19 protein-coding genes are annotated in these 23,667 nt (G+C 32.4%); 2 read left to right on the forward strand and 17 right to left on the reverse strand.

The window, feature by feature from the left end; translation table 11 throughout:
• Nucleotides 1-21: 21 nt before the first annotated feature.
• The 3 genes from argC to J3U20_RS07335 form a co-directional block, all read right to left on the reverse strand.
• The gene (gene argC, locus J3U20_RS07325) at nucleotides 22-1,002 is read right to left on the reverse strand and encodes an N-acetyl-gamma-glutamyl-phosphate reductase (RefSeq protein ID WP_160542797.1); all 981 of its coding nucleotides are present in this window, start codon (nucleotides 1,000-1,002) and stop codon (nucleotides 22-24) included.
• A gap of 65 nt (nucleotides 1,003-1,067) precedes the next feature.
• The gene (argG, locus tag J3U20_RS07330) at nucleotides 1,068-2,255 is read right to left on the reverse strand and encodes an argininosuccinate synthase (RefSeq protein WP_185149852.1); all 1,188 of its coding nucleotides are present in this window, start codon (nucleotides 2,253-2,255) and stop codon (nucleotides 1,068-1,070) included.
• A 13-nt stretch (nucleotides 2,256-2,268) separates the two neighbouring features.
• A complete protein-coding gene (locus J3U20_RS07335) occupies nucleotides 2,269-2,931 on the reverse strand; it encodes a GNAT family N-acetyltransferase (protein ID WP_160542795.1) in 663 nt (220 codons plus the stop codon).
• A gap of 432 nt (nucleotides 2,932-3,363) precedes the next feature.
• Here J3U20_RS07335 and J3U20_RS07340 point away from each other — a divergent pair, with 432 nt between their 5' ends.
• Nucleotides 3,364-4,071: a histidine phosphatase family protein gene (locus J3U20_RS07340; RefSeq protein WP_160542793.1), complete on the forward strand. Its 708-nt coding sequence runs from the start codon at nucleotides 3,364-3,366 to the stop codon at nucleotides 4,069-4,071.
• Nucleotides 4,072-4,311: 240 nt separating this feature from the next.
• Complete coding sequence (locus tag J3U20_RS07345; RefSeq protein WP_160542791.1) at nucleotides 4,312-5,379, forward strand: helix-hairpin-helix domain-containing protein; 1,068 nt, start codon at nucleotides 4,312-4,314, stop codon at nucleotides 5,377-5,379.
• A gap of 47 nt (nucleotides 5,380-5,426) precedes the next feature.
• Here the strand turns inward: J3U20_RS07345 and ribB are convergent, their stop codons facing one another.
• From ribB to J3U20_RS07415, 14 genes are all read right to left on the reverse strand, one after another.
• Nucleotides 5,427-6,551 (reverse strand): 3,4-dihydroxy-2-butanone-4-phosphate synthase, encoded by a 1,125-nt coding sequence (gene ribB / locus J3U20_RS07350; RefSeq protein WP_160542835.1) that lies wholly within the window; start codon nucleotides 6,549-6,551, stop codon nucleotides 5,427-5,429.
• A gap of 2 nt (nucleotides 6,552-6,553) precedes the next feature.
• The gene (locus tag J3U20_RS07355) at nucleotides 6,554-8,017 is read right to left on the reverse strand and encodes an LptF/LptG family permease (protein WP_160542789.1); all 1,464 of its coding nucleotides are present in this window, start codon (nucleotides 8,015-8,017) and stop codon (nucleotides 6,554-6,556) included.
• A gap of 3 nt (nucleotides 8,018-8,020) precedes the next feature.
• Complete coding sequence (locus J3U20_RS07360) at nucleotides 8,021-8,644, reverse strand: LolA family protein (protein ID WP_160542787.1); 624 nt, start codon at nucleotides 8,642-8,644, stop codon at nucleotides 8,021-8,023.
• 18 nt (nucleotides 8,645-8,662) lie between these two features.
• On the reverse strand, nucleotides 8,663-11,143 hold the full coding sequence (locus J3U20_RS07365) for an FtsK/SpoIIIE family DNA translocase (protein WP_160542786.1): 2,481 nt from the start codon (nucleotides 11,141-11,143) through the stop codon (nucleotides 8,663-8,665).
• Nucleotides 11,144-11,293: 150 nt separating this feature from the next.
• On the reverse strand, nucleotides 11,294-12,025 hold the full coding sequence (locus J3U20_RS07370) for a Bax inhibitor-1/YccA family protein (protein ID WP_160542784.1): 732 nt from the start codon (nucleotides 12,023-12,025) through the stop codon (nucleotides 11,294-11,296).
• Between the two features lie 109 nt (nucleotides 12,026-12,134).
• The gene (gene rpiB / locus J3U20_RS07375) at nucleotides 12,135-12,566 is read right to left on the reverse strand and encodes a ribose 5-phosphate isomerase B (protein WP_105297159.1); all 432 of its coding nucleotides are present in this window, start codon (nucleotides 12,564-12,566) and stop codon (nucleotides 12,135-12,137) included.
• An 11-nt stretch (nucleotides 12,567-12,577) separates the two neighbouring features.
• Nucleotides 12,578-14,086, reverse strand: a complete 1,509-nt coding sequence (gene gltX, locus J3U20_RS07380) for a glutamate--tRNA ligase (protein ID WP_160542782.1) — start codon at nucleotides 14,084-14,086, stop codon at nucleotides 12,578-12,580.
• A gap of 329 nt (nucleotides 14,087-14,415) precedes the next feature.
• Entirely contained in the window at nucleotides 14,416-15,462 is a 1,047-nt protein-coding gene (gene ilvC, locus J3U20_RS07385; protein WP_105297162.1) for a ketol-acid reductoisomerase, read from the reverse strand.
• A 13-nt stretch (nucleotides 15,463-15,475) separates the two neighbouring features.
• Nucleotides 15,476-16,030 carry an acetolactate synthase small subunit gene (gene ilvN / locus J3U20_RS07390; protein ID WP_105297163.1) on the reverse strand — a complete coding sequence of 185 codons (555 nt, stop codon included), beginning with the start codon at nucleotides 16,028-16,030 and terminating at the stop codon, nucleotides 15,476-15,478.
• 8 nt (nucleotides 16,031-16,038) lie between these two features.
• Nucleotides 16,039-16,710: a class I SAM-dependent methyltransferase gene (locus tag J3U20_RS07395; protein ID WP_160542780.1), complete on the reverse strand. Its 672-nt coding sequence runs from the start codon at nucleotides 16,708-16,710 to the stop codon at nucleotides 16,039-16,041.
• Between the two features lie 9 nt (nucleotides 16,711-16,719).
• Nucleotides 16,720-18,426, reverse strand: a complete 1,707-nt coding sequence (ilvB, locus tag J3U20_RS07400; RefSeq protein WP_160542778.1) for a biosynthetic-type acetolactate synthase large subunit — start codon at nucleotides 18,424-18,426, stop codon at nucleotides 16,720-16,722.
• A gap of 29 nt (nucleotides 18,427-18,455) precedes the next feature.
• Nucleotides 18,456-20,282, reverse strand: a complete 1,827-nt coding sequence (ilvD, locus tag J3U20_RS07405; RefSeq protein WP_160542776.1) for a dihydroxy-acid dehydratase — start codon at nucleotides 20,280-20,282, stop codon at nucleotides 18,456-18,458.
• 585 nt (nucleotides 20,283-20,867) lie between these two features.
• Entirely contained in the window at nucleotides 20,868-21,938 is a 1,071-nt protein-coding gene (gene leuB, locus J3U20_RS07410) for a 3-isopropylmalate dehydrogenase (protein WP_160542774.1), read from the reverse strand.
• 209 nt (nucleotides 21,939-22,147) lie between these two features.
• A complete protein-coding gene (locus tag J3U20_RS07415) occupies nucleotides 22,148-23,659 on the reverse strand; it encodes an alpha-isopropylmalate synthase regulatory domain-containing protein (RefSeq protein WP_160542773.1) in 1,512 nt (503 codons plus the stop codon).
• Nucleotides 23,660-23,667: the final 8 nt, after the last annotated feature.

Here is a 23,667-nt window from a genome sequence, read left to right on the forward strand (position 1 = left end):
GAATTTATAACTCTAATTTTATCAAAATGCCACCGGTTTTAAATGTAAACCTTCCGATTCCTCAAATCCGAAAATAAGGTTCATGTTTTGTACGGCTTGACCCGAAGCACCTTTACTTAAATTATCAATCACCGAAGTAATTAATAAGGTATCTTTATGTTTTTGTATTTCTAACATACATTTATTTGTGTTGACTACCTGCTTTACTGATAGAGGAGTGTTGGAAACAAAGGTAAATGGATGATCCTGATAATATTCACGATATAAAGAAAAAGCTTCCTCCTTTGTAATTTCAGATTTTAAATATATGCCGGCAAGAATCCCTCGAGTAAAATTGCCTCGCATAGGTAAAAAATAGAGTTGATGTCGGTTGGCTCCTAATTGATGAATACTTTGTGAAATTTCTGCCTCATGCTGATGACTAAATTCTTTGTAAAAGGAAACATTATTATTTCTCCAACTGAAATGAGCAGTTGCTGAAAGTGATTGCCCCGCACCGGTTGAGCCGGTTACAGCATGGATATGAATATCTTGCGACAATAAACTTTTCTTTGCTAAGGGAAGTAAAGCTAATTGTATGGCGGTGGCAAAACATCCGGGATTAGCAATATTTTTTGCCTTTTTTATTTCTTCTTTTTGTAATTCGGGAAGACCGTAAATATATGTCCTGTCTTGAAACACATGATGAGGTTTAACCCTGAAATCATTACTTAAATCTATGATTTTTGTGTTTTTAGAATATATATTTTCTGTCAAAAAATCCCTGGATTTACCATGTCCCAAACACAAAAAAACAACATCTGCCTCTTTATCAATGCGTTCAGAAAAAATTAAATCGGTTTCACCTATAAGGTCTTCATGAACCGTTGTGACAGGATTTCCCGCATTGGAAGTGCTGTAAACGGATGTGAGTTCTATTTTTGGATGATTAATGAGGATTCGCAATAATTCGCCCGCAGTATATCCTGCCCCTCCCACAATACTGGCTTTTATTTTGTTCATTGGTTTTTTAAACTAAACTATACTTTCAATTTTTATTTACTTTAATTCAAGATAAAGTTCGTAAATTATTCTAAATCATTGAAACTATGATGAATTTTTAATTGATTTCCAAAAATTTTAATGAATCCTCGGGCATCTCTACTGTCCCAAGCTTCATTTTCTTCACCGTAAGTAGCAACTTTTGATTGCATCATATCATAAGGAGATTTTATACCGATCATGCGGAAATAATAGGGATACAACTGAATCTTTACGGTTCCACTAACCCGTTTTTGAGAGGACGTAAGAAACGCTTCAATGTCACGCATTACAGGGTCTAAATACTGAGCTTCATGCAATAAAGTACCATACCAATTGGCCAATGAATCTTTATGTAAGAGTTGCCAACGGGATAGGGTATGTTTTTCCAGCAGATGATGCGCTTTAATCAGTAACATAGGAGCAGGAGCTTCAAAACCTACTCTTCCTTTAATTCCTAAAATGGTATCTCCTACATGTATATCTCGTCCAATGGCATATTTTCCTCCTATTTCATTCAGTTTTTGAATTAATGCCACCGGATTCATTTTTTCTCCATTTAATCCGATAGGTTCTCCTTTAGAAAATTCAAGTTCAATTATGGAAGGAGTGGTTTCAGAGAGGGGAGTAGGGAAGGCCTCGTCCGGCAAAGGGAGATCAGAGGAAAGTGTTTCAACACCTCCTACAGAAGTTCCCCATATTCCTTTATTGATGGAATATTTTGCTTTTTCCCAATTCATGTTTATTCCGTTTTTTTGTAAGTAGTCAATTTCTTCTTGACGAGAAACATTTTCATCACGAATCGGTGTAATTATTTTTGATTTAGGGGAAATGACTTCAAAGGCTACATCAAATCGAATTTGATCATTACCGGCTCCCGTACTTCCATGAACTATATATTCCGCATTTATTTTTTTTGCATATTCCGCTATAGCCAGTGACTGAAATATTCTTTCTGCACTAACTGATAAGGGATAGGTATTGTTTTTTAATATGTTTCCATAAATGAGATAGCGTAAACAATTTTTATAAAATTTTTCAGTAATATCAATGGTTATATGATGATTGGAACCCAGCTCATATGCTCGTTTTTCAATTTGTTTTAATTCTTCTTCAGAAAATCCTCCGCTGTTTACTATAACTGTATGAACTTCCATATCGTGTTCTTTAGTTAGTTTAACCAAGGAATAGGAAGTATCAAGTCCTCCACTATATGCTAAAACTGCTTTTTTCATAATCAAGATTTTTTTAGATGGTTTTAATTTGGGAATTATTACAATCCTTTTTAGATTTTAAGTGAAATACTTCTTTTATTTTATTGAGATGAGTAATGACCTTTTTATCGAAACTATTTTTATGGGAGATATTATTATCTTTTTTTTGATCTTTAGGATCGAATAACATTCCGGTACATAAGCACATTTTATTTTGTTTACTTTGTAGAATATTAAAATTCGTACACGTTTTACAGCCATTCCAAAAATCAGGATCTTCAGTTAGTTCAGAAAAGGGTACCGGCTTATATCCTAATTCCGAATTAATTTTCATTACAGCCAAACCGGTAGTTATACCGAAAATTTTAGCTTCAGGAAATTTTTTGCGGGTATAATCAAAAATAAAATGTTTTATTTTTTTGGCTAAACCTATTCCTCTGTAGTCAGGATGAACAATTAATCCTGAATGGACGACGAATTCTCCGTTCTGCCATTTTTCTATATAACAAAAACCTGCAAATTTTGTATTATCAAGAGCTAAAATCGCTTGTCTTTGATCCATTTTTTTTTGGATGTATTCAGGTGTTCTTTTAGCAATACCTGTACCCCTTACAATAGCCGATTGGTAAATAGTTTCGCATATTTCTTCAGCGTACTGATAATGTTCTTCTGTTGCAACAACAATATTAATATTCATCTTATGTATAAATAATATAGTAAATGGATAAATTGAAAAAACAGTACTAGATAAATTACTGTATAAAAAACGGAAGTGTCGGCTTTGGAAAAATCGAAAATCAAAGCCTAACCTGCCTACTGAAGTAGATAGGGTAAGATAAAAGGGTAATTTTATTAACCGGCAATGTTAAATTGCGTAATAACATAACTAAGATTTTTAACTTTTAAAATCTAAATTAACATAACAAAAATAATAATTATTTTTTTATACGAATAAAATTTTTTAAAAATTATACGATTAAAAATAATTATTTTTAAGATATATTTTGTTTTTTAATTTTAAGTTTAAATAAATCAACAGTGTGAAATACTAGTGAACTATAATGATTATTCTATTCTTATAACAAACAAAATTTTCTAATTTTGTATTTAAAATGCTAATATTTTTTATATGGGATCTAAGATTACATTTTACATAGTACGTCATGGTAAGACAATTTTAAATACATTAAACAAAGTTCAAGGTTGGAGTGATACACCGTTAACAAAAGAAGGGATTGAGGTGGCAGAAAATTTGGGTAAAGGATTGAAAGATGTTAAATTTTCTTCAGCTTTTTGCAGTGATTTAAGGAGAACCAGAGAGACTATCAATATAATTTTAAAGAATTCAGATCAAAAAGAACTTCCGGTTACAGAAAAACCTGAATTAAGAGAAATCTGTTTTGGAGCGTATGAAACTGCCTTAGCTACGGAAATGTTTAAGGATGTTGCCTTATATCTACATTACACTAATGCTCAGGATTTATTTAATGATATCTTTGACAAGAATAAAGAAATAACTTATAAAGAAGCGGTCAATACCATAAGTATTTTAGATCCTATGAAAATGGCAGAAGATTTTAATACAGTTGAAAAAAGAACGCATAAAGCTTTATCGGATATCGTACAGATTGAAAGTAAGAATAAGGAAAATAAAAACGTTCTGATCGTATCTCACGGATTAAGTATAACTCTAATGCTTCATAATCTGGGAGGTAAAAGGTTATTTGTTAAGGATTTGGAAAACGCTTCAGTATGTAAAGTTGTATTTGAAGATGGAAAATATATCATCGAATCGGTTAATGATATGAGCTATGCAGAAAAAGGAAAAAATAGCTAAATATTTTTGAATTAAATTTTCACATAATAGTTTTGTAAAGTATCCATTGAGTTCGCAATTTTAAAGGGATTGTTAACTTACTATGAACTATTTTGAATTTTAGGTTATTATTTTACAGCGATTTAAAAGAAATAGTATTTCATTTTTTTAATATAAAAATATAATTTTTTTACGTTACCATAATAAATGGTAACATTTTAAAAATTAAGCTCTTGTAATTATATATTTATATTAACTTTTATGAATTTACGCCTTAAAATGATAAAAGAGCAACGTATAGGTGTTCTTTTGTTGCTCATAATTATATGTATTTTAGAATTATTAATTCATAGGAATGCTTTAATTTCTTCGATATTTGAGAATAATAATGCTACTCCTTTTCAATTTGTTGAAGAAATTAATGAACAGAATTTTAAGGTAAAGGATAAAAAAGATAAATTTATAGAACCTTTTAATCCAACTGATTATAATACAGAAGAATGGCAGAGTTTAGGTTTCTCTAAAAAACAAGCACAGGTAATTATTAACTATAAGGCTATGCTTGGAGGTAAATTTACTTCTAAAGAACAGCTTAAATCTTGCTATGTAATCTCCGAGGAAATGTATGCTAAAATATCTCCATTTCTGTTATTACCGGAGAACGGCTTTAATGAAACAACTACTAATTCTAGTAAAGTAAAGAAGAATCGGTTATTAACATTTGACCCGAATACATATAATGTAAACGATTGGATGCGTATAGGTTTTTCAGAAAAACAAGCGGAAAGCATTATAAGATATAAAAATTCTATCGGTGGAAAGTTCAAATCCAAAGAGGATTTAAAAAAATGTTATGTGATATCAACTGTAAAATATAATGAATTGGAATCGTACATTAAGCTTCCTTCTCAAAATATTGAAAATGCATCAAATATAAAAGTACTACAAATTTCCAATGAAAAAAAGGATATTAATACAGCATCTTTTAACGATATAAATTCCGTAATTGAAAATGAAATCATAACTAAAAGAATATTGAGTTTTAGAAAAGGATTAGGTGGTTTTGTGTCGATGGAACAAATTAAAGATGTTTATGATATAACTTCTGAAATGGTCTCAAGAATTTTTGATTCTTTCGTCTTAAATCCATTCCAAGTTCTTAAAATAAATTTACAAACAGCCTCAGAAGAAGATTTACACAAGCATATTTATTTAAGGAAGTATAAAAATAAAATTATAGAAGCAAGAAATAAGAAGAAAGATCCTTTACTTGTCATTAACGAATCAGATCCAAAATATCATTTTATAATTCAATACTTGGTTAAATAAAGAAGCTACTATATAGCTTCTTTATTTATAATTTATGAGAATGAAATTTAAATTTTAATTTCATTTACAATCTTAATTCCATATCCACTACTTAGAGGGAAATTTTTATTAGGATTGGTTGTTAAGACATTGATATTTTTTATTCTTAAATTTTTAATTATTTGTGCACCGATTCCTAAATCCCTTTCATCGGATTGTATGCCAAAATCAGCTATTTCTCCCGATATGTATTTTTTGAGTTCGCTCAAATGATTTTCAATTACATCTGTATTGGAAGGATTGTTTATAAAAATAATTACCCCTTTACCTTCTTCATTAATAAAATTAATAGCTCTATTTACAATAGTTTCTTCTCCTTGAGCAAGGGTTTTGAAAAGATCCAAATATATATTATTAGCACAAACTTTTACAGGTATGATTTCATCTTCATTAATTTCTCCCTTCACTAAGGCAAAATGAATTTGATCATTGGTTTTATCTTTATACGTTACAAATCGTAATTCACCATAATAGGTTTTGATTATTTCATCGTCGATTTTTTCAATCAAAGAATCATTTTTAAGACGATATGAAATTAAGTCTTTAATAGTTATAATTTTTAAATCAAATTTCTTAGCAACTTCCATTAATTGAGGCAAACGAGCCATTGTTCCATCCTCATTCATAATTTCAACTAAAACTCCGGTAGAAGGAAGTCCCGCTAATTGTAATAAATCGACTGTAGCTTCAGTATGTCCGTCTCTTTTAAGTACTCCTCCTTTTTTTGCAACTAAAGGAAAAATATGACCCGGACGTGCAAAATCACTTGGCTTGATATTTTCATCGACAAGAGCTTTAACGGTTTTGGATCGATCAGAAGCGGAAATACCTGTAGTAATCCCATGTCCAAGTAAATCTACTGAAACAGTGAAAGCCGTTTGCTTAGGGTCAGTATTTTTTCCGACCATGTATTCCAAGTCCAGTTCTTCAGCTCTTTTTTGAGTTAAAGGCGTGCAAATCAAACCCCTTCCGTACTTAGTCATAAAATTTATAGTTTCAGGTGTCATAGTTGAAGCTGCAGCAACAAAATCACCCTCGTTTTCACGATCTTCATCATCAACAACTATAATTACCTTTCCCTGTCTTAATTCTTCAAGAGCTTCTGATATGGTATTCATTTTTAAGTCTGTAATAATCATTGGTATCTACTGTGTTCTAATTTTTTTTGTTTGATAAATTTACTAATAAATCTTTTAAAAGGTTTTAAATAATTATCCACGTCAAATAGTTCAGAATCTCTCATGGATTTTATAGTTAGAAAAATTCCAACAGGTAGAAATATTGCATTAGGAATCCAAGAAGCCCAATAGGCGTCGATCACCTGATTTTTTGCTAAATTTTCCATATAAAGCCCTAAAATATAAAAAATGATAAATATTATTATGGCAACAACTACAGGTAAACCGACTCCCCCTTTTCTAATGATTGATCCTAGCGGAGCTCCTATCAAGAAAAATACAATACAGGTAACGGAATATGAAATGATATTTTTTTGCTGCCATAAAATCATTTTAGCTATAAATTTTTCTACCGCTTTCATTTCGGTGGCTTTTGAACCTAATTCATACTTAGAAAGAGTAACCTGATTTATGGCGGCTTTAACTAAATTATATTTAGTGTTTTCATCTAAGTTGGACCATTCAAACGGAAAATCTTCATTATAATGACTATAATCTAGGGAATCCAATGAGTTTGTTTCCCCTAATAAAAGCTTCATGCCATTTTCTCCAAGCCCTTTAAAGTACACAGTATTGGAAGTTTTGATGGAATCTATATAAGTGCTTAATTCGGATACTGATTTATATCTAAAATTATCCCCTTCGGATTGTTTATCTAATGACTTTTTAATTATATCCGAAATATCGTAATATTGTGTTAAGGTGTCAAACTTAATAGAATTACCCGGTTGTTTTTTTAGTTCATTTAAATTCTTACCTTTAATGTTATCTTGATATATATATCCATTATATAATTCAATTTTTAAGTAATGGTTATCTTTGGAAATTATATTTCCTTTATCTGCTATAATGGTTTGTTGATCTTCAAAAGGAGAAGCATTTTTATGAATAAATACTTGATCCCATTCACTATCATTTTCACCACTTTTCCTGCCAATTTTAATGCTTAAAGGATTCATTTCTTTAATAAATCGTCCTTCTTCAAAATTCAGGGCAGGTCTTGTTTGTGCAATATTGATGAGCATATTACGCGCTCTTCGTTGGTTTTCGGGAAGTGTGGTGTTACAGAAATAAAATAACCAGATGGCCAGTAAGACTACAAGACTAAAAAGAGGATACATTATTCGGGCTAATGAAATTCCAGCTGATTTCATTGCAGCTAGTTCATATCGCTCTCCGAAACCACCAAATGTCATAATTGATGACAACAAGATAGTTAAAGGTAAAACGAGACGAATCACATCCAAGCCCAGATAATATAATAATTTAGATATGTCCCATAAGTTCAGTCCTTTACCTAAAAATTTATCCATTTGGTTAAAGGCAAACTGAACTACAAAGATGAACATTAAAACGCTAAATATAAATAAAAAAGGACCAAAAAAAGTGCGGATAATATACCAGTCTAACTTTTTAATCATCTTTTATAACTCTGTTAGTGTGTAATCTTTATAGTTATTTTTATCAAATGTAAGTAAAGATTTATTTACAATTAAATTTTCTTTAAAATCAATGATCATTAAAATTAAAGAACTTCCGTCGTTATAATTTTCAGATACTCTTATGATCTTATTATTAGAAAGAGCAAGAAGTATAGATTTTGATTTTTTGGTATCAATAGGAACCAATTTAATAACGGAACATTTAACATTATTAATAGTTGTATTTCCTTCAAAAGTAATATTAAAACCGCTTTTATAAAGACTTAAAATATTGGTAGGAGATAGGCTTTCACCGTCTTCTTTATCAGAAGAAGTGATTTCTTTATCTTCCTTAGAAATAGTGTAAATCTTATTTCCGTCATAAATTTGGGTAATACTGGGCAGAATTAAATGATACTTTTCTTTAGCGGCATAAACCTGTCCAATTTCAGATATACTTTTTTGTCCGGGTATAGAATATAAATAATTGAATTTTACGTAAAATGTTGAATTTTGGCTGAGTTTCGCACTAGCTGTATCTAAAAGTCTTTTTGCTTCCGGATCAATTTTTTGAGCCCATATTAAAAATGAAGAACAAATAAATAAGAATGCAAATATCTTTTTCATATTATTAGGTAATGTTTTTTAGGGGTTTAAATTTTCCAATAATTGTTCCAAACTAACCAGGTCGGTAACCAGAACTTTACGTGCCTTACTTCCTTCGAAAGCCCCGACAATGCCGAACGCTTCAAGTTGGTCCATAATTCTTCCGGCTCTATTATAACCCAATGATAATTTACGTTGAATCAAAGAGGTGGATCCTTGTTGAGCGGTTACAATTACTCGAGCAGCATCATTAAAAAGCTCATCTCTTTTTGCTTCAACCGCATCGTTTGAGCTTACACTTGAATTTTCTTCATAAAATTCCGGCAATAAATAAGCATCAGGATATCCTTGTTGAGAACCAATATATTCCGTTATTTTATCAACCTCGGGTGTATCAACAAAGGCACATTGCATACGTATCAACTCATTACCGGTAGTAAACAACATATCTCCTTTCCCGATTAATTGATCGGCTCCATTTCCATCTAAAATAGTTCTTGAATCTATTTTTGAAGTTACGCGAAATGCAACACGAGCGGGGAAGTTGGCTTTAATCATTCCGGTAATAACATTTACGGAAGGCCTTTGTGTAGCTATAATAAGATGAATTCCTATGGCTCTGGCCAACTGAGCTAATCTGGCGATAGGAAGCTCTACTTCTTTTCCGGCGGTCATAATTAAATCAGCAAATTCATCAATAACCAAAACAATATACGGTAAGAATCGATGACCTTTTTCAGGATTTAATTTACGTTCCTTAAATTTTTGGTTATATTCTTTGATGGTTCTTACATAAGCTGATTGGAGAAGCTTGTAACGATTATCCATTTCCACACAAAGTGAATTCAAAGTATTAATCACTTTAGTCGTATCGGTAATAATGGCTTCATCCGTATCCGGTAATTTTGCAAGAAAATGACGTTCAATTTTGTTGTATAAGGTAAGTTCCACCTTTTTAGGGTCTACAAACACGAATTTTAATTCGCTAGGATGTTTTTTGTATAACAGAGAAGTTATAATGGCGTTTAATCCCACCGATTTTCCCTGTCCTGTAGCCCCGGCCATGAGCATGTGAGGCATTTTAGCTAAATCTGTAACGAAAGTTTCATTAGATATGGTTTTTCCAAAAACAATTGGTAATTCCATATCGATTTTTTGAAATTTTTGTGAAGCGATAACCGAACGCATGGAAACCATCGTTGCGGTACTATTGGGTACTTCAATACCGATAGTTCCTTTTCCGGGTATCGGAGCAATAATACGAATTCCTAAAGCTGCAAGACTAAGGGCTATATCATCTTCCAAATTTTTAATTTTGGAAATACGGATACCTGCTTCAGGAATAATTTCATATAAAGTTACTGTTGGACCGACCGTTGCTTTGATACTTGAAATTCCAATGCCATAATTTGCAAGTGTTGTTACAATTTTATTTTTATTTTCTTCTAACTCTTCACTGTTTATCGTAATGTTATTATTCGTATTATAATTAGTTAAAAGATCAAGAGTAGGGTATTTATATTTAGGTAAATCTAATTTAGGATCATAAGGTCCGAATTGGTCATAAATATTTTTATTAGGCTCATTTTCAGATAAAATTTCTTCTTTTTTAGTTTCTTCTATAGTCAGCGAAATATCATCTTCAACCGTTTCTTCTGTAGTAGGAATATCAATTTCTAATTCTGTAGAATGAGTGGTTGTGTCAGGATGGGAAGATTCTTCTACCGATATATTGGTATTGGATAAATTTATAGGATTACTTTCCTCTTCTATTAGTGATTCGGCTTGTTGTATACCTGTTAAATTTTCTTCTTGAATTTCATTTTTTGTTGGAACTTTTGAGATAACAGTTTCAGATTGAACGGTTTTAGGCTCTTTTATTTTCTCATAAATTTGGTCTTCTTCAAAAGGTTCTTTTAAAACATCCTCTTCTTTTTCTTTTTTAGACGGTTTGAAAGAAGGTGTTGAATGCAATTTAGATTTTACATGATCCACGCTCAAATTAAATTCAAGGATAAAATATATTGACAGGGTCAGCAACAATATAATACCTGTACCCACACTGCCCAATAATGATTTTAAATAGTCATATACTTCATAGCCTATCAAACCGGAAAGCAACCATTTAGATCCGAAAATCATAGCTAGAAATATAGGGGTCCAAATAATAAAGAAAATTCCATGAGAGAGAAGTTTCCATATTTTTAGAATTTCTTTATTAAATAATACTTTAAAAGATAAAATAAATAAGAAGAACGGAATAAAAAATGCAATAACTCCTACACCATCAAAAATAAATATTTCCCCTAAGTAAGCGCCTGTTTTACCGATTATATTTTGCGCTGTAACATTTTTATTTAGATAAGAAGTTAATTGGCTTTGATCTTCTTTCCAATTAAAGTAAAATGAGAGGAATGAAATAAATAAGATGATGGAAAAGCTAAATAAAACTAAACCAAGGATTGTTTTTAATAAGGGCTTTTTTTTATTATTTTTATTATCTTGTGGATTGTTCTCCATATTTATTTATAAATAAATTTAAAATTACAAATTTTATAGTTTCTATTAGATTTATATTTTGTTTTAATAATGGTATTTTATTATATATAAATAGGTGAATAAAAACTTTATTCACCTATTAAACTATTTTGACGTTTTCAAAAAGTAAATTTATCTTCTTGAACCAAGAAATCTAAGTAAAAATAAGAAAAGGTTAATAAAATCTAAATAGAGAGACAAGGCACCTTGAATCGCAATTTTAGAATAACTTTCTCCATCTTCAGAGTTTATTTGTGATCCTATATTTTTCAGAGTTTGAGTATCATAAGCAATTAATCCCACAAATATTAAAACTCCAACTACTGAAATAATTAAATCCAACATGGAGTTATTTAAGAAAATATTGACAACTATGGCTAATAGTACACCTAGTAAAGCCATGAATAGAATTCTTCCAAATTTTGTAAGATCTGTTTTGGTAAAATAACCATATAAACTCATTATAGCAAATGTACCGGCAGTAATAAAAAATGTGGTAGCTATAGATGAAAAGGTATAAGCCAAGAAAATCATAGCCAAAGTCATTCCGTTTAAAAAAGAATAAAACAAAAAGACTGCCGATGCTAATCCTAAAGTCATTTTATGGATTGCTCCGCTTAAAGCAAATACTAATCCTAATTCGCCTAAAATTAAAGCATAATATAAGAAAGTAGGGCCGGTAGTACCAAACATTAAGCTTAATAATCCCGGAGAATTTGCTGTGAAATAAGCAGTAAAACCACTTATAAATAAAGCCAAGCTCATCCACATATATACTTTAGATATAAATGTAGCTTGCTGTTTAGCTATGGCATTTTTTTGAAACGATGGTTCAAGAGTGTTTCCGTAATCTTTATAATCCATTTGCTTAGTTATTTATTATTTCAAATATACAATATTTTGTATTACATAAAAAGTCAATATCTATTCCAAAAATTATTTATGAAATTTTGTCATATTTATAAAATTCGCTTTACCATTTGGATATCTTATCTACACGCATTTGATGTCTTCCCCCTTCAAATTGAGTGGATAAAAAAGTATCAATTATATCCTGAGCTAATTCTTTGGCAATGAAACGCGCAGGAATGGAAAGCACATTCGCATTGTTATGTTGTCTGGCTAAACGGGCAATATCTGTTTGCCAACAAAGGGCACAACGTATTCCGGAATGTTTATTTGCGGTTATGGATACCCCTTCGCCGCTGCCACAGAAAAGTATGCCGAAATCAAATTCATTTTTCTCAACAGCAATAGCTAAAGGATGTACAAAATCCGGATAGTCTACACTTTCTCCCGAATAGGTTCCAAAATCATGTACCTGGTTTCCTTTTTCAGTGAGATATTTAAATATATAATTTTTATATTCAAATCCTGCATGATCTGAAGCTAATGCGATTTTCATGACCTATTATTTTAAATTTTTGATTCTAAATTTTTTAAACGTTGTAAGCTTTCTGTTTTTCCTATTATTTCCATAATAACCGGAATATCCGGTCCTTTAAGATCACCAACTAGAGCCAAACGTAAGGGTTGCATTACTTTTCCAAATCCCAATCCTGAGTTTTCCACAAATTTATGAATCTTGTCATGTAATTCTTTTTCGGTGAAAGAAACAGACTCGAGATTAGAAATTAATTGAGTAAGTATTGCTTTAGTATCGTCTTTGACAACCTTTTTATAACTTTTTTCTTGGTAAGTTGAAGGCGTAATCCAGAAAAAAGAACCTACTTCCCATATTTCTTTTACAAAATTAACTCTTTCTTTTAATAGTTCGATGATTCGAATATCTTTAGTGTCTTCTGTCTTAATACCTTTTTCTTTCAAAATTTTTTGAAATTCAGGGAGTAAGTCAGAGGCTTTGGATTTAATAATATATTCATGATTAAACCATTTTGCTTTATCAGGATTGAAACGAGCTCCTGCTTTATGGACTTTTTCCAATTCAAACTCTTGGATCATTTCGTTCAGAGATAGTATTTCCTTGTCATTAGAAGGTGACCATCCTAATAATGCCAACATATTTATAAAGGCTTCAGGCAGGTAACCTTCTTCTCTGTATCCGATGGAGGAAGTACCTTCTTTTTCGTTTTTCCAAGCAAGAGGAAATACAGGAAATCCGTATTTATCCCCATCTCGTTTGCTCAATTTACCCTTACCTTCCGGTTTTAAAATCAAAGGCAAATGGGCAAATTCCGGTGATTTCCATCCCAGTGCTTCATAGAGCAATACATGTAAGGCGAGGGAAGGAAGCCATTCTTCTCCTCTTATCACATGGGTAATTTCCATGGTATGGTCATCTACTATATTGGCAAAATGATAGGTAGGCATTCCGTCAGTCTTAACTAAAACTTTATCATCTAAAATAGATGTATCGATAGAAAAGTTGCCTCGAATAATATCTTTTAAAACCAAAGTTCTGTGTGGCGGGATTTTAAATCGGATCACATAAGGAACTCCCTCATTTAATTTTTTTTGGACTTCATCGGGCGATAGAGAGAGGCTATTATTGAGTTGATTTCTGATTTCATGGTTGTAAGAAAATACTTTGCCTTGTTCCTCATACTCTTTTCGTAACTTTTCTAATTCTTCCGGCGTGTCAAAAGCCAGGTAAGCGAAATCTGTTTTAAGTATTTCTTCGATATATTTTTTATAGATGTCTTTTCTTTCAGATTGTTTATATGGAGCATAGGGCCCTCCTTTTTCCGGACTTTCATCCAATTCTAAGTCACACCATTTCAACGATTCACTTATGTATTTTTCGGCATCTTCAACATAGCGGTTTTGATCGGTATCTTCAATACGCAAGATAAATTTTCCCTTATTTTTTTTTGCAAAGAGATAATTATATAAAGCGGTTCTTACTCCTCCAATATGTAAATATCCGGTAGGACTGGGTGCAAATCGAACTCTGATTTCTGACATTTTCTATATTTTTCTACGCAAAAGTAACAAAGAAAATAGATATTTGATAATTATTTAAACGTTTAATTTACAAATCTTTTATTTTGTTTTTATAATAATTAAAATAAAGTATAATTTGAATAAAATCTTTTATCTTAACATAGTATATAAGAACATATATAATTATAGTATTATCCTATACATTTACATTTAATTAACGGCTAACTTAATAACACCTTAAGTTAGAAATGTTGAAGATTATTAGTTATAAATTTAAATGTAATTTTGAAAAAATAGAAAATAAAAAAAGGAATATATTACTTTATATATTCCTTTTTAAATTTTATTAATTAGTTATTTTCCGGTCGTAATTCTCTAACAACAGCTCCGGCCTTCCACATTTCGCTTTCACGAAGAGCTTTAAGTTCTTCTTCCAATTTTTCGCGATAGTCAGGCTTAGAGTTGGTGTCGATTGATCTTTGTGCTTCATTTCCTGAAGCTACTTCTGCATATAATTTAGCAAATACAGGTTTAGTGGCATCATGAAAAGGAGTCATCCAATCTAATGCACCTCTTTGTGCAGTAGTAGAACAGTTTGCATACATCCAGTCCATACCTTTTTCAGCAAAAAGAGGCATTAAAGATTGTGTAAGTTCTTCTACTGTTTCATTGAAAGCTTCAGATGGAGTATGTCCGTTTTCACGTAACACTTCATATTGAGCTAATAAAATTCCTTGAATAGCCCCCATTAAAGTACCTCTTTCCCCAGTTAGATCAGAATAAACTTCACGTTTAAAGTCAGTTTCAAATAAATATCCTGAACCAACACCAATACCTAAAGCGATAGTTCTGTCTTTAGCTTTACCGGTAGCATCCTGGAAAATTGCATAACTGGAGTTTAACCCTCTTCCTTCTAAGAACATACGTCTAAGGCTGGTTCCTGATCCTTTAGGTGCAACTAAAATTACATCAATATCTTTAGGAGGTATAATTCCGGTGCGGTCGTTAAAAGTAATACCGAAACCATGAGAAAAATATAAAGCTTTACCGGCAGTTAAGTGAGGTTTTAATTTAGGCCAAACCTCAATTTGTGCGGCATCTGACAATAAATATTGAATAATAGTTCCTTTTGATGCTGCTTCTTCTATATCAAATAAAGTTTCACCCGGAACCCAACCGTCTGCAATAGCCTTATCCCAGGTTTTACCTCCTTTACGTTGTCCAACGATTACATTGAAGCCGTTATCTCTTAAATTTAATGCTTGTCCGGGACCTTGTACTCCATATCCAATAACAGCAATGGTTTCATCTTTTAATGTTTCCCTAGCTTTTTCTAAAGGAAACTCATCACGAGTAATTACATTTTCAATTACTCCACCAAAATTCATTTGTGCCATTTTGTTAGTATTTTTAATTTTTTATTAAAGATTCTTTTATTTTTAATTCACTTAACATATCACTTAAGCGTTCTATTTTTGAAGTATTTACAGCTATTCTTCCAGAACGAATAAATTGCAATACTTTAATATTTTCACTCAATTCTTGAAACAAAGCTTGCGTATCGGTGTAATGCCCTGTTTTTTGAATGACAACACAAATCTCGTTAATTTCAAGTATCTGAGCATTATATTTTCTAATTAAATTTTCCACCGAACCAATTTTTAAAAATTCAGGAGTGGGTAATTTATACAAAGCAATTTCCTGATGAATTAATTCATCGTCGGTATTATAGTAAGATTTCAACACATCCACGCATTTGTCGATTTGTTTTACTACTTTTTCAATCATTTCTTTATCACAAAGTACCGTTATGGTAAATTTATGTATGCCTTCAATAGCTGACGGCGATACCGATAAAGTTTCAATATTTAAAAATCTTCTGGTAAAAACACTGGTTACTTGACCTAAAAGTCCTACAGTGTTTTCAGAAAATATAGTTACAGTATATAACGTTTTATTTTTCATGGTTATTTCTACTTTTTAGCATATAAAACAGCAAAGTCATAATATTTATAAAGACAATCAACATGTTTAAAACCCGCATCTTTCAGCCATTTTAATTGGGCAAGTATGGGACTTCTTTTGTCTAATTTAATTCTTTCATACGAAGCATTAATTTCATCAGCGGTAAGTCCGCTATTTTCAATTTGATATCTCCAACGGGTATCATAAAATTTTGAAAAATAATCATCTTCACCGCAAACTTGCTCTGCATTTATAAATGTGCCCTCCTCTTTAAGATAAGAAAAAATGGAATTATAAAGTTTAATTTTATCCGAGTCTTCCAAGTGATGAATAGCCAATGAGGACACGACGGCATCAAATGGTTGTGTCGATGTATATGTGGTAAAATCTTGTCGAATTATATGGATAGAGGTATTAGTTTCAAACCTATTTTTAGCAACTTCTAACATTTTTTCTGACAGATCAACCAAAGTAATTTGAGCATTTGGATATTTTTGAAGAACAAATTCGGATAATAATCCGGTACCGGCCCCTAAATCTAAAATTTTAGGAGAAGATGATGAAAGGTTTATATTTTCAACCGCTATTTTATAAAAATCTTGAAAACAGGGAATTAATTTTCTTCGCTGTTTATCGTATTGTTGGGCGACAGAGTTAAATTGAGTTTCAATAGTTTCCATAACATAGATTTATATTTGGTTAGTTTCTCCTAATAAAATGTTAGTAACACACGAACCGGCCGGAATCATCGGATATACCATACCCTGAATTTCAACCTGAACATCTAACAAGTAAGATCCCTTATGATTAATCATTTCTTCAATTGCCTGATCCAACTCTTCTCTTTTACTTATGGTTTTAGATTTAATATTGTAGGCCTTTGCAATAGCTTCAAAATTTGGATTTTTCATAAGAGTTTCAGAGTATCTTTTGTCAAAAAACAATTCTTGCCATTGACGCACCATACCTAGAAAATGGTTGTTTAATATGATAATTTTTACATCAATGTCATATTGCATGATTGTTCCCAATTCTTGAATTGTCATTTGAATTCCGCCATCGCCCACAAATAAACAAACGGTTCGATCAGGAGCACCAATTTTTGCTCCAATGGCAGCCGGCAAACCAAATCCCATAGTACCAAGTCCTCCGGAAGTAATAACACTTCGGCTTTGTTTATATTTAAAATATCGAACGCCCATCATTTGGTTTTGTCCAACATCGGTAACTAAAATACCTTCATGATGGGTAGCTTCAGATACTTTTCTTACGACTTCTCCCATTTTTAAGCTTCCGGATTCAGGATACAATTCTTTTTCAATTACAGCATCGTATTCTTTCTCGTAATATTCTTTAAAACTGTCTAACCATTCGGTGTGCTTATTTTCGTTAACTAATTGGGTTACCTCTGCTAAAGTTGCTTTTGCATCACCTAAAACTTTTACATGAGTTTTTACGTTTTTATCAATTTCGGAAGGATCAATATCAAAATGAATAATTTTTGCCTGTTTAGCATACGTTTTTAAATCACCGGTTACCCGATCATCAAATCGCATACCTATAGCTATTAAAACATCACATTCATTAGTTTTCACATTTGGGGCTACATTACCATGCATACCTAAAAGTCCCACATTTAAAGGGTGGTCAGTAGGAATGGCCGATAAACCTAACATCGTGGATGCGGCGGGAATATCAGCTTTTTCCAAAAACTTTTTAAGTTCTTCTTCCGCTCCGCTTAAGATAACTCCTTGACCGATTAACGCCAACGGTTTTTTAGCTTCATTGATAAGTTTGGCTGCTTCACGGATTTCTTCCGGTTTTAAATCCGGAATGGGTTGATAACTTCTTATAAAATTGATTTTTGCAGGGGCATATTCGATTTGTCCTTGCAAAGCATCTTTGGTTATGTCTAAAACTACCGGACCTTTACGACCATTACTGGCTATATAAAAAGCTCTGGCTACAGCCCAGGGAATATCTTCTGCATTTCGTATCTGATACGTCCATTTACTGATCGGCTTGGTTATTCCTACCACATCAGCTTCTTGAAAAGCATCACTTCCCAGTAAACCGGAAAACACTTGTCCCGAAATTACTACCAGGGGAGTACTGTCAATCATGGCATCTGCTATCCCTGTTACTGTGTTAGTGGCACCCGGACCAGAAGTTACCAAAACGATTCCGGGTTTTCCTTTGGCACGGGCATAGCCTTGTGCAGCATGTGCCGCCGCCTGTTCATGACGTACAAGAATATGATTGATTTTATCTTTATAATCGTATAAAGCATCGAATACCGGCATAATAGCGCCTCCCGGATATCCGAATATGGTATCTACCCCTTCTTTAAGTAAGGATTGTATTAAAGCCTCACTTCCTGAAATATTAGTATTCATAGTCTTTATTCTTATTGTTTAGTCATTTATTATATTATTCTTACTGCCCCTAAATCAGCAGAGCTAACCATACTAGCATAAGCCTTTAAAGCTTTTGAAATTTTTCGATCTCTTTGCGGTTTAAATGCATTTGATCCTTTGGAAATTTCTTGTTCCCTTCGGAATTTCAATTCTTCATCGGATATTTTAACATTAATGGTTCGATTAGGAATATCGATTTCAATGATGTCTCCATCTTCAACCAAACCAATGGCTCCTCCGGCTGCAGCTTCGGGAGAAACGTGCCCTATAGATAAACCTGAAGTTCCTCCCGAAAATCTACCATCTGTAATTAAGGCGCATTCTTTTCCTAAGTGCTTAGATTTTATGTATGAAGTAGGATAGAGCATTTCTTGCATGCCGGGTCCTCCTTTAGGTCCTTCATAAGTAATAATTACTACATCACCCGATTGAACTTTTCCCGATAAAATACCCTCACAAGCGGCATCTTGAGATTGAAATACTTTAGCAGTTCCTGTAAACTTAAATATACTTTCGTCAACACCTGCGGTTTTAACAACACAGCCGTTCAGGGCAATATTTCCTTTCAATATTGCTAAACCACCATCCTTAGTATAGGCATGATTCCAATCTCGAATACATCCTTCGGAACGATCGATATCCAGAGTAGAATAGGTTGAATTTTGTGATCCCATTACTAAGTTAAATTTATTCCCCGGTGCCGATTGGTATAAATCCAATGCTTCTTGAGTAGGGTTTGGTTTAGTAATATCGTATATATCTATTGCTTCTTTTAAAGTATAACCATCGATACGGTGGGTAGATGTATCTATTAAATCAGCTTTAGCCAATTCTCCTAAAATACCTATAATTCCTCCCGCTCTATTTACGTCTTGTATATGATATTTTGTTGTATTAGGAGCAACTTTACAAAGACATGGCGTTTTTCTTGATAATGCATCAATATCGTCCATAGTGAAATCTACTTCAGCTTCATTGGCAATAGCTAATAAATGAAGGATAGTGTTTGTAGAACCTCCCATTGCTATATCTAGCGCCATTGAATTTAAAAAAGCTTGTTTCGTTGCAATATTTCTAGGTAAAACCGATTCGTCTCCCTCTTGATAATATTTATAAGCGTTTTTAACAATTAGGGCAGCTGCATCCTTAAATAATTTTTTTCTGTTTGCGTGAGTGGCCACTATAGTTCCATTTCCGGGAAGTGCTAATCCAATTGCTTCGTTTAAACAATTCATGGAATTAGCCGTAAACATACCGGAACATGATCCGCAAGTTGGACAGGCAGATCGTTCAATGGCATTCACTTCTTTATCTGAAACCGTTGAGTCTGCAGATTTAATCATAGCATCTATTAAATCTAAATGTTGATTATTTAATTCTCCGGCTTCCATAGGACCTCCGGAAACAAATATAGTCGGTATGTTGAGGCGCATGGAGGCCATAAGCATACCCGGAGTAATTTTATCACAGTTACTTATGCAAATCATGGCATCTGCTTTATGCGCATTTACCATATATTCAACACTATCGGCAATTAAATCCCTGGAAGGAAGAGAATATAGCATTCCATCGTGTCCCATGGCTATTCCGTCGTCTATGGCAATGGTATTGAATTCGGCAGCAAAACAGCCTAAAGCTTCTATTTCTGATTTTACAAATTGACCTATCTGATGCAAGTGCACGTGTCCGGGTACAAATTGAGTAAATGAATTGACAATTGCGATTAAAGGCTTCCCCATTTGTTCCTCGCGCATACCGTTAGCTCTCCATAGAGCTCGGGCTCCAGCCATTCTTCGACCATGTGTACTGGTGTGACTTCTTAACTGGTATTTCATTTTTTTAGTTTATTTTATTTTTTATAAAATTTAAGCCCTTTCCTTAATAAGAGAAAGGGCTTATGAATATTTTTAATAACTACAATTGATTTTACGTATATCCCTTTCTCTGATTAATACATATTGACCAGAACGAGAAGAAGTAATAGTATGTAGTTATGTTGATACATTGGTTTTAAGTATAAATTTTATAATAATGGGACAAAATTAAGATTGTTTTTTGTTATGTCCAAATATTATTTGTAAATAAAATAATATTTGATGAAATTAAATTAAAATTTAATGTTAAAAATATAAATTAAAGTTTGCTATTTATATTGTATTGATTTATTCAATGGTGATTTTTTTTGTATTTTGGATATACTCTGAAATTTATGAATCTTTTTATAATAATTAATTAAAAAACAAGTAACCTAAATAATTTTATTTATCTAATTAGTAAGGTAAACAGATAATTTATTAATTGAAAAAGACAGTTATTCTTTAAAGTAGAATTTCTTTTGGTTATAACTAGATTTTAAAGTTTTATAAATCAAATAAGAAATAAAAGGACTTCATTATATGAAAGCCCTTTTATTAACTAAACTATGAATTTTTAATATATTCTACAATCCAATTACCAACTTCAGAAGTTGAATAAGCTTTACCATCGAATGCGATGTCCTCGGTAACTATTTTTTGTTCCATTGAAGCGTCCACCGCTTTTCTGATTAGTGCTCCTTCTTCTTTTAAATCAAAAGCATATTCAAACATTAATGCCGCAGAAAGTATGGTAGCTAGTGGATTTGCTATATTTTTTCCGGCAGCTTGCGGGTAGGAACCATGTATGGGTTCAAAAACGGAAGTATGAATACCGATTGAGGCAGAAGGTAACATTCCTAAAGATCCGGTTATAACGGAAGCTTCATCGGTGAGTATATCTCCGAAAAGATTTTCTGTAACTAAAACATCAAAACGCTTAGGCCATTGAATAATTTGCATGGCAGCATTATCAACAAACATATATTCAGTTTCGATATCGGGAAATTCTTTTTCAATCTCTTGAGATACCTGTCTCCATAAACGAGAAGAGCAAAGTACATTTGCTTTATCAACTATAGTCAGTTTTTTATTTCTTTGTCCTGCAAGTTTATAAGCTAGCCTAACAATTCTTTCAATTTCTTCTCTGGTATATACACAAGTGTCGTAAGCGGTATTACCATCTTCACTTCTTCCTTGAGGACGACCAAAATATAAACCTCCGGTTAATTCTCTTACGCACATAAAATCTGCACCGTCAACAAGATCAGGACGAAGCGGAGATTTATGTAGTAAGGATGGAAAGGTATTTATAGGACGAAGGTTTGCGTATAACCCTAGCTCTTTTCTCATTTTTAATAGACCTTGTTCCGGACGAACTTTAGCAGATGGATTGTTGTCATATTTAGGGTCTCCGATAGCTCCAAATAAGACGGCATCTGAATCCATACATAAATCATGGGTTTCCTGCGGATATGGATTTCCGGTTTTGTCTATAGCTATTGCTCCAACTAAAGCTTCTTTAAAAGTAAGCTCATGATTAAATTTTGTGCATATAGCTTTAGTTACTTCTAAGGCTTGAGCTATGATTTCAGGGCCTATCCCGTCTCCGGGTAATACGGCTATATTTAATTTCATTTTGTATATTCTTTATATTTATATTCTTTATTTGTTATGCTTTTTTAATCCTTATACCGGTTTAGGATTAAAAAGTTTTCATCATACCTGAATTTAAAGCGTTAGTACATTTTAGTTTGGAAATAATTTCCGTATCAAAATTATATAAACGATTAAAATTTTTAAATTATATAAGTTGAAAACCTAATTTCCTTAAATAATTACCAATTTTAATGAAGGTTTTCAATTATATTCAGCATTTTTTCAGTCGCTTTTATAGCAGCTTCTGTTTGATCAGCATCCAGTCCTCTAGTTTTAAATTCGTAATCATTTAACTTCCAAGATATAACCGTTTGTACAAGAGCATCCGTTTGTCCTCCGGGTGGAATAATTACTTTATAATTAGTAAGAATAGGTTTAGCCTTGTTCAATTTTTCATAAATGAGACTGATAGCTTCAGAGAATGCATCGTATTGTCCATCACCTGATGCTGTTTGTTCATACATTTTTCCGTCAATTTCCATACGAATGGATGCTGTTGGATGCAAACCTTTACTTAAAACTAAAGCATAAGAAAGTATTTTCACTTTCTTTTCATTTTCATTGGTATTTAAAACATCCGAAATGATGAATGGGAGGTCTTCTTGTGTAATAATTTCTTTTCTGTCTCCTAATTCAATAACTCGGTTGGTTACTTTAATCATATCTTTTTCATCCAATTCAATTCCTAAAGCTTCAATATTTTTTTTAATATTAGCTTTTCCGGATAATTTACCCAGAGCATATTCTCGAACTCGACCGAATCGATCCGGATGCAAATCATTGTAATATAGATTGTTTTTATTGTCACCGTCGGCATGTATTCCGGCTGTTTGGGTAAAAACATTTTCTCCGATTACCGGTTGATTGGATGAAATATTTAGTCCTGAGTAGGTTTCTACCACACGACTTACTTTATTTAACATGTATTCTTTTACGGAAGTCTTTATCTTCATCTGATCATGGAGAACAGCAATTACACTGGGTAATGGAGCGTTTCCGGCTCTTTCTCCTAATCCGTTCATGGTAACATGAATTCCTTGAATTCCGGAATCTACTGCGGCCATTACATTGGCAACAGCCAAATCGTAATCATTGTGCGCATGAAAATCAAAGTGAATATTCGGGTAACGAAGAACTATTTCCGTACAAAAAAGTTTTGTGTTAAGGGGGTTAAGAATTCCTAAAGTATCAGGAAGCATAAAACGTTGGATAGGAAGGTCTTTCAGTTGATCTATCATAAAAAAAACATAGTCTTTTGAATGAATCATACCATTAGACCAATCTTCCAAATATATATTCACCGAAATCCCCATGGATTCTGCAAGTGAAATATCATGCTTAATATCTTTTACATGTTGTTCGGGTGTTTTGCGTAATTGTTCTGTTACATGTTTAAGAGACCCTTTGGTTAATAAATTGATAGTTTTACACCCGGCTCTTTTTATCCAATCTAAGGACACCCCTTTGTCAACAAATCCTAAAATTTCTAACTTATCTAAGTGTCCGGCGTTCTCTGCCCAAGAGGCTATTTTTTGAACAGTTAAAAATTCTCCTTCAGAAACTTTAGCAGAAGCAATTTCCAATCTATTTAATCCCATATCTATGAGTAGACGGGCAACGCTTAGTTTTTCTTGCATGGAAAATGAAACCCCGGAAGTTTGCTCTCCATCACGGAGAGTGGTATCCATAATTTCTATCATACTGTTGT

Source organism: Apibacter sp. B3919, assembly GCF_026537405.1.
Taxonomy (GTDB): domain Bacteria; phylum Bacteroidota; class Bacteroidia; order Flavobacteriales; family Weeksellaceae; genus Apibacter.

Bases quoted from the DNA above. Each gene is read 5' to 3' on its own strand.
- argC (WP_160542797.1), bottom strand. From the start codon at position 1,002: ATGAACAAAATAAAAGCCAGTATTGTGGGAGGGGCAGGATATACTGCG.
- argG (WP_185149852.1), bottom strand. From the start codon at position 2,255: ATGAAAAAAGCAGTTTTAGCATATAGTGGAGGACTTGATACTTCCTAT.
- J3U20_RS07335 (WP_160542795.1), bottom strand. From the start codon at position 2,931: ATGAATATTAATATTGTTGTTGCAACAGAAGAACATTATCAGTACGCT.
- J3U20_RS07340 (WP_160542793.1), top strand. From the start codon at position 3,364: ATGGGATCTAAGATTACATTTTACATAGTACGTCATGGTAAGACAATT.
- J3U20_RS07345 (WP_160542791.1), top strand. From the start codon at position 4,312: ATGAATTTACGCCTTAAAATGATAAAAGAGCAACGTATAGGTGTTCTT.
- J3U20_RS07355 (WP_160542789.1), bottom strand. From the start codon at position 8,017: ATGATTAAAAAGTTAGACTGGTATATTATCCGCACTTTTTTTGGTCCT.
- J3U20_RS07360 (WP_160542787.1), bottom strand. From the start codon at position 8,644: ATGAAAAAGATATTTGCATTCTTATTTATTTGTTCTTCATTTTTAATA.
- J3U20_RS07365 (WP_160542786.1), bottom strand. From the start codon at position 11,143: ATGGAGAACAATCCACAAGATAATAAAAATAATAAAAAAAAGCCCTTA.
- J3U20_RS07370 (WP_160542784.1), bottom strand. From the start codon at position 12,025: ATGGATTATAAAGATTACGGAAACACTCTTGAACCATCGTTTCAAAAA.
- rpiB (WP_105297159.1), bottom strand. From the start codon at position 12,566: ATGAAAATCGCATTAGCTTCAGATCATGCAGGATTTGAATATAAAAAT.
- gltX (WP_160542782.1), bottom strand. From the start codon at position 14,086: ATGTCAGAAATCAGAGTTCGATTTGCACCCAGTCCTACCGGATATTTA.
- ilvC (WP_105297162.1), bottom strand. From the start codon at position 15,462: ATGGCACAAATGAATTTTGGTGGAGTAATTGAAAATGTAATTACTCGT.
- ilvN (WP_105297163.1), bottom strand. From the start codon at position 16,030: ATGAAAAATAAAACGTTATATACTGTAACTATATTTTCTGAAAACACT.
- J3U20_RS07395 (WP_160542780.1), bottom strand. From the start codon at position 16,710: ATGGAAACTATTGAAACTCAATTTAACTCTGTCGCCCAACAATACGAT.
- ilvB (WP_160542778.1), bottom strand. From the start codon at position 18,426: ATGAATACTAATATTTCAGGAAGTGAGGCTTTAATACAATCCTTACTT.
- ilvD (WP_160542776.1), bottom strand. From the start codon at position 20,282: ATGAAATACCAGTTAAGAAGTCACACCAGTACACATGGTCGAAGAATG.
- leuB (WP_160542774.1), bottom strand. From the start codon at position 21,938: ATGAAATTAAATATAGCCGTATTACCCGGAGACGGGATAGGCCCTGAA.
- J3U20_RS07415 (WP_160542773.1), bottom strand. From the start codon at position 23,659: ATGATAGAAATTATGGATACCACTCTCCGTGATGGAGAGCAAACTTCC.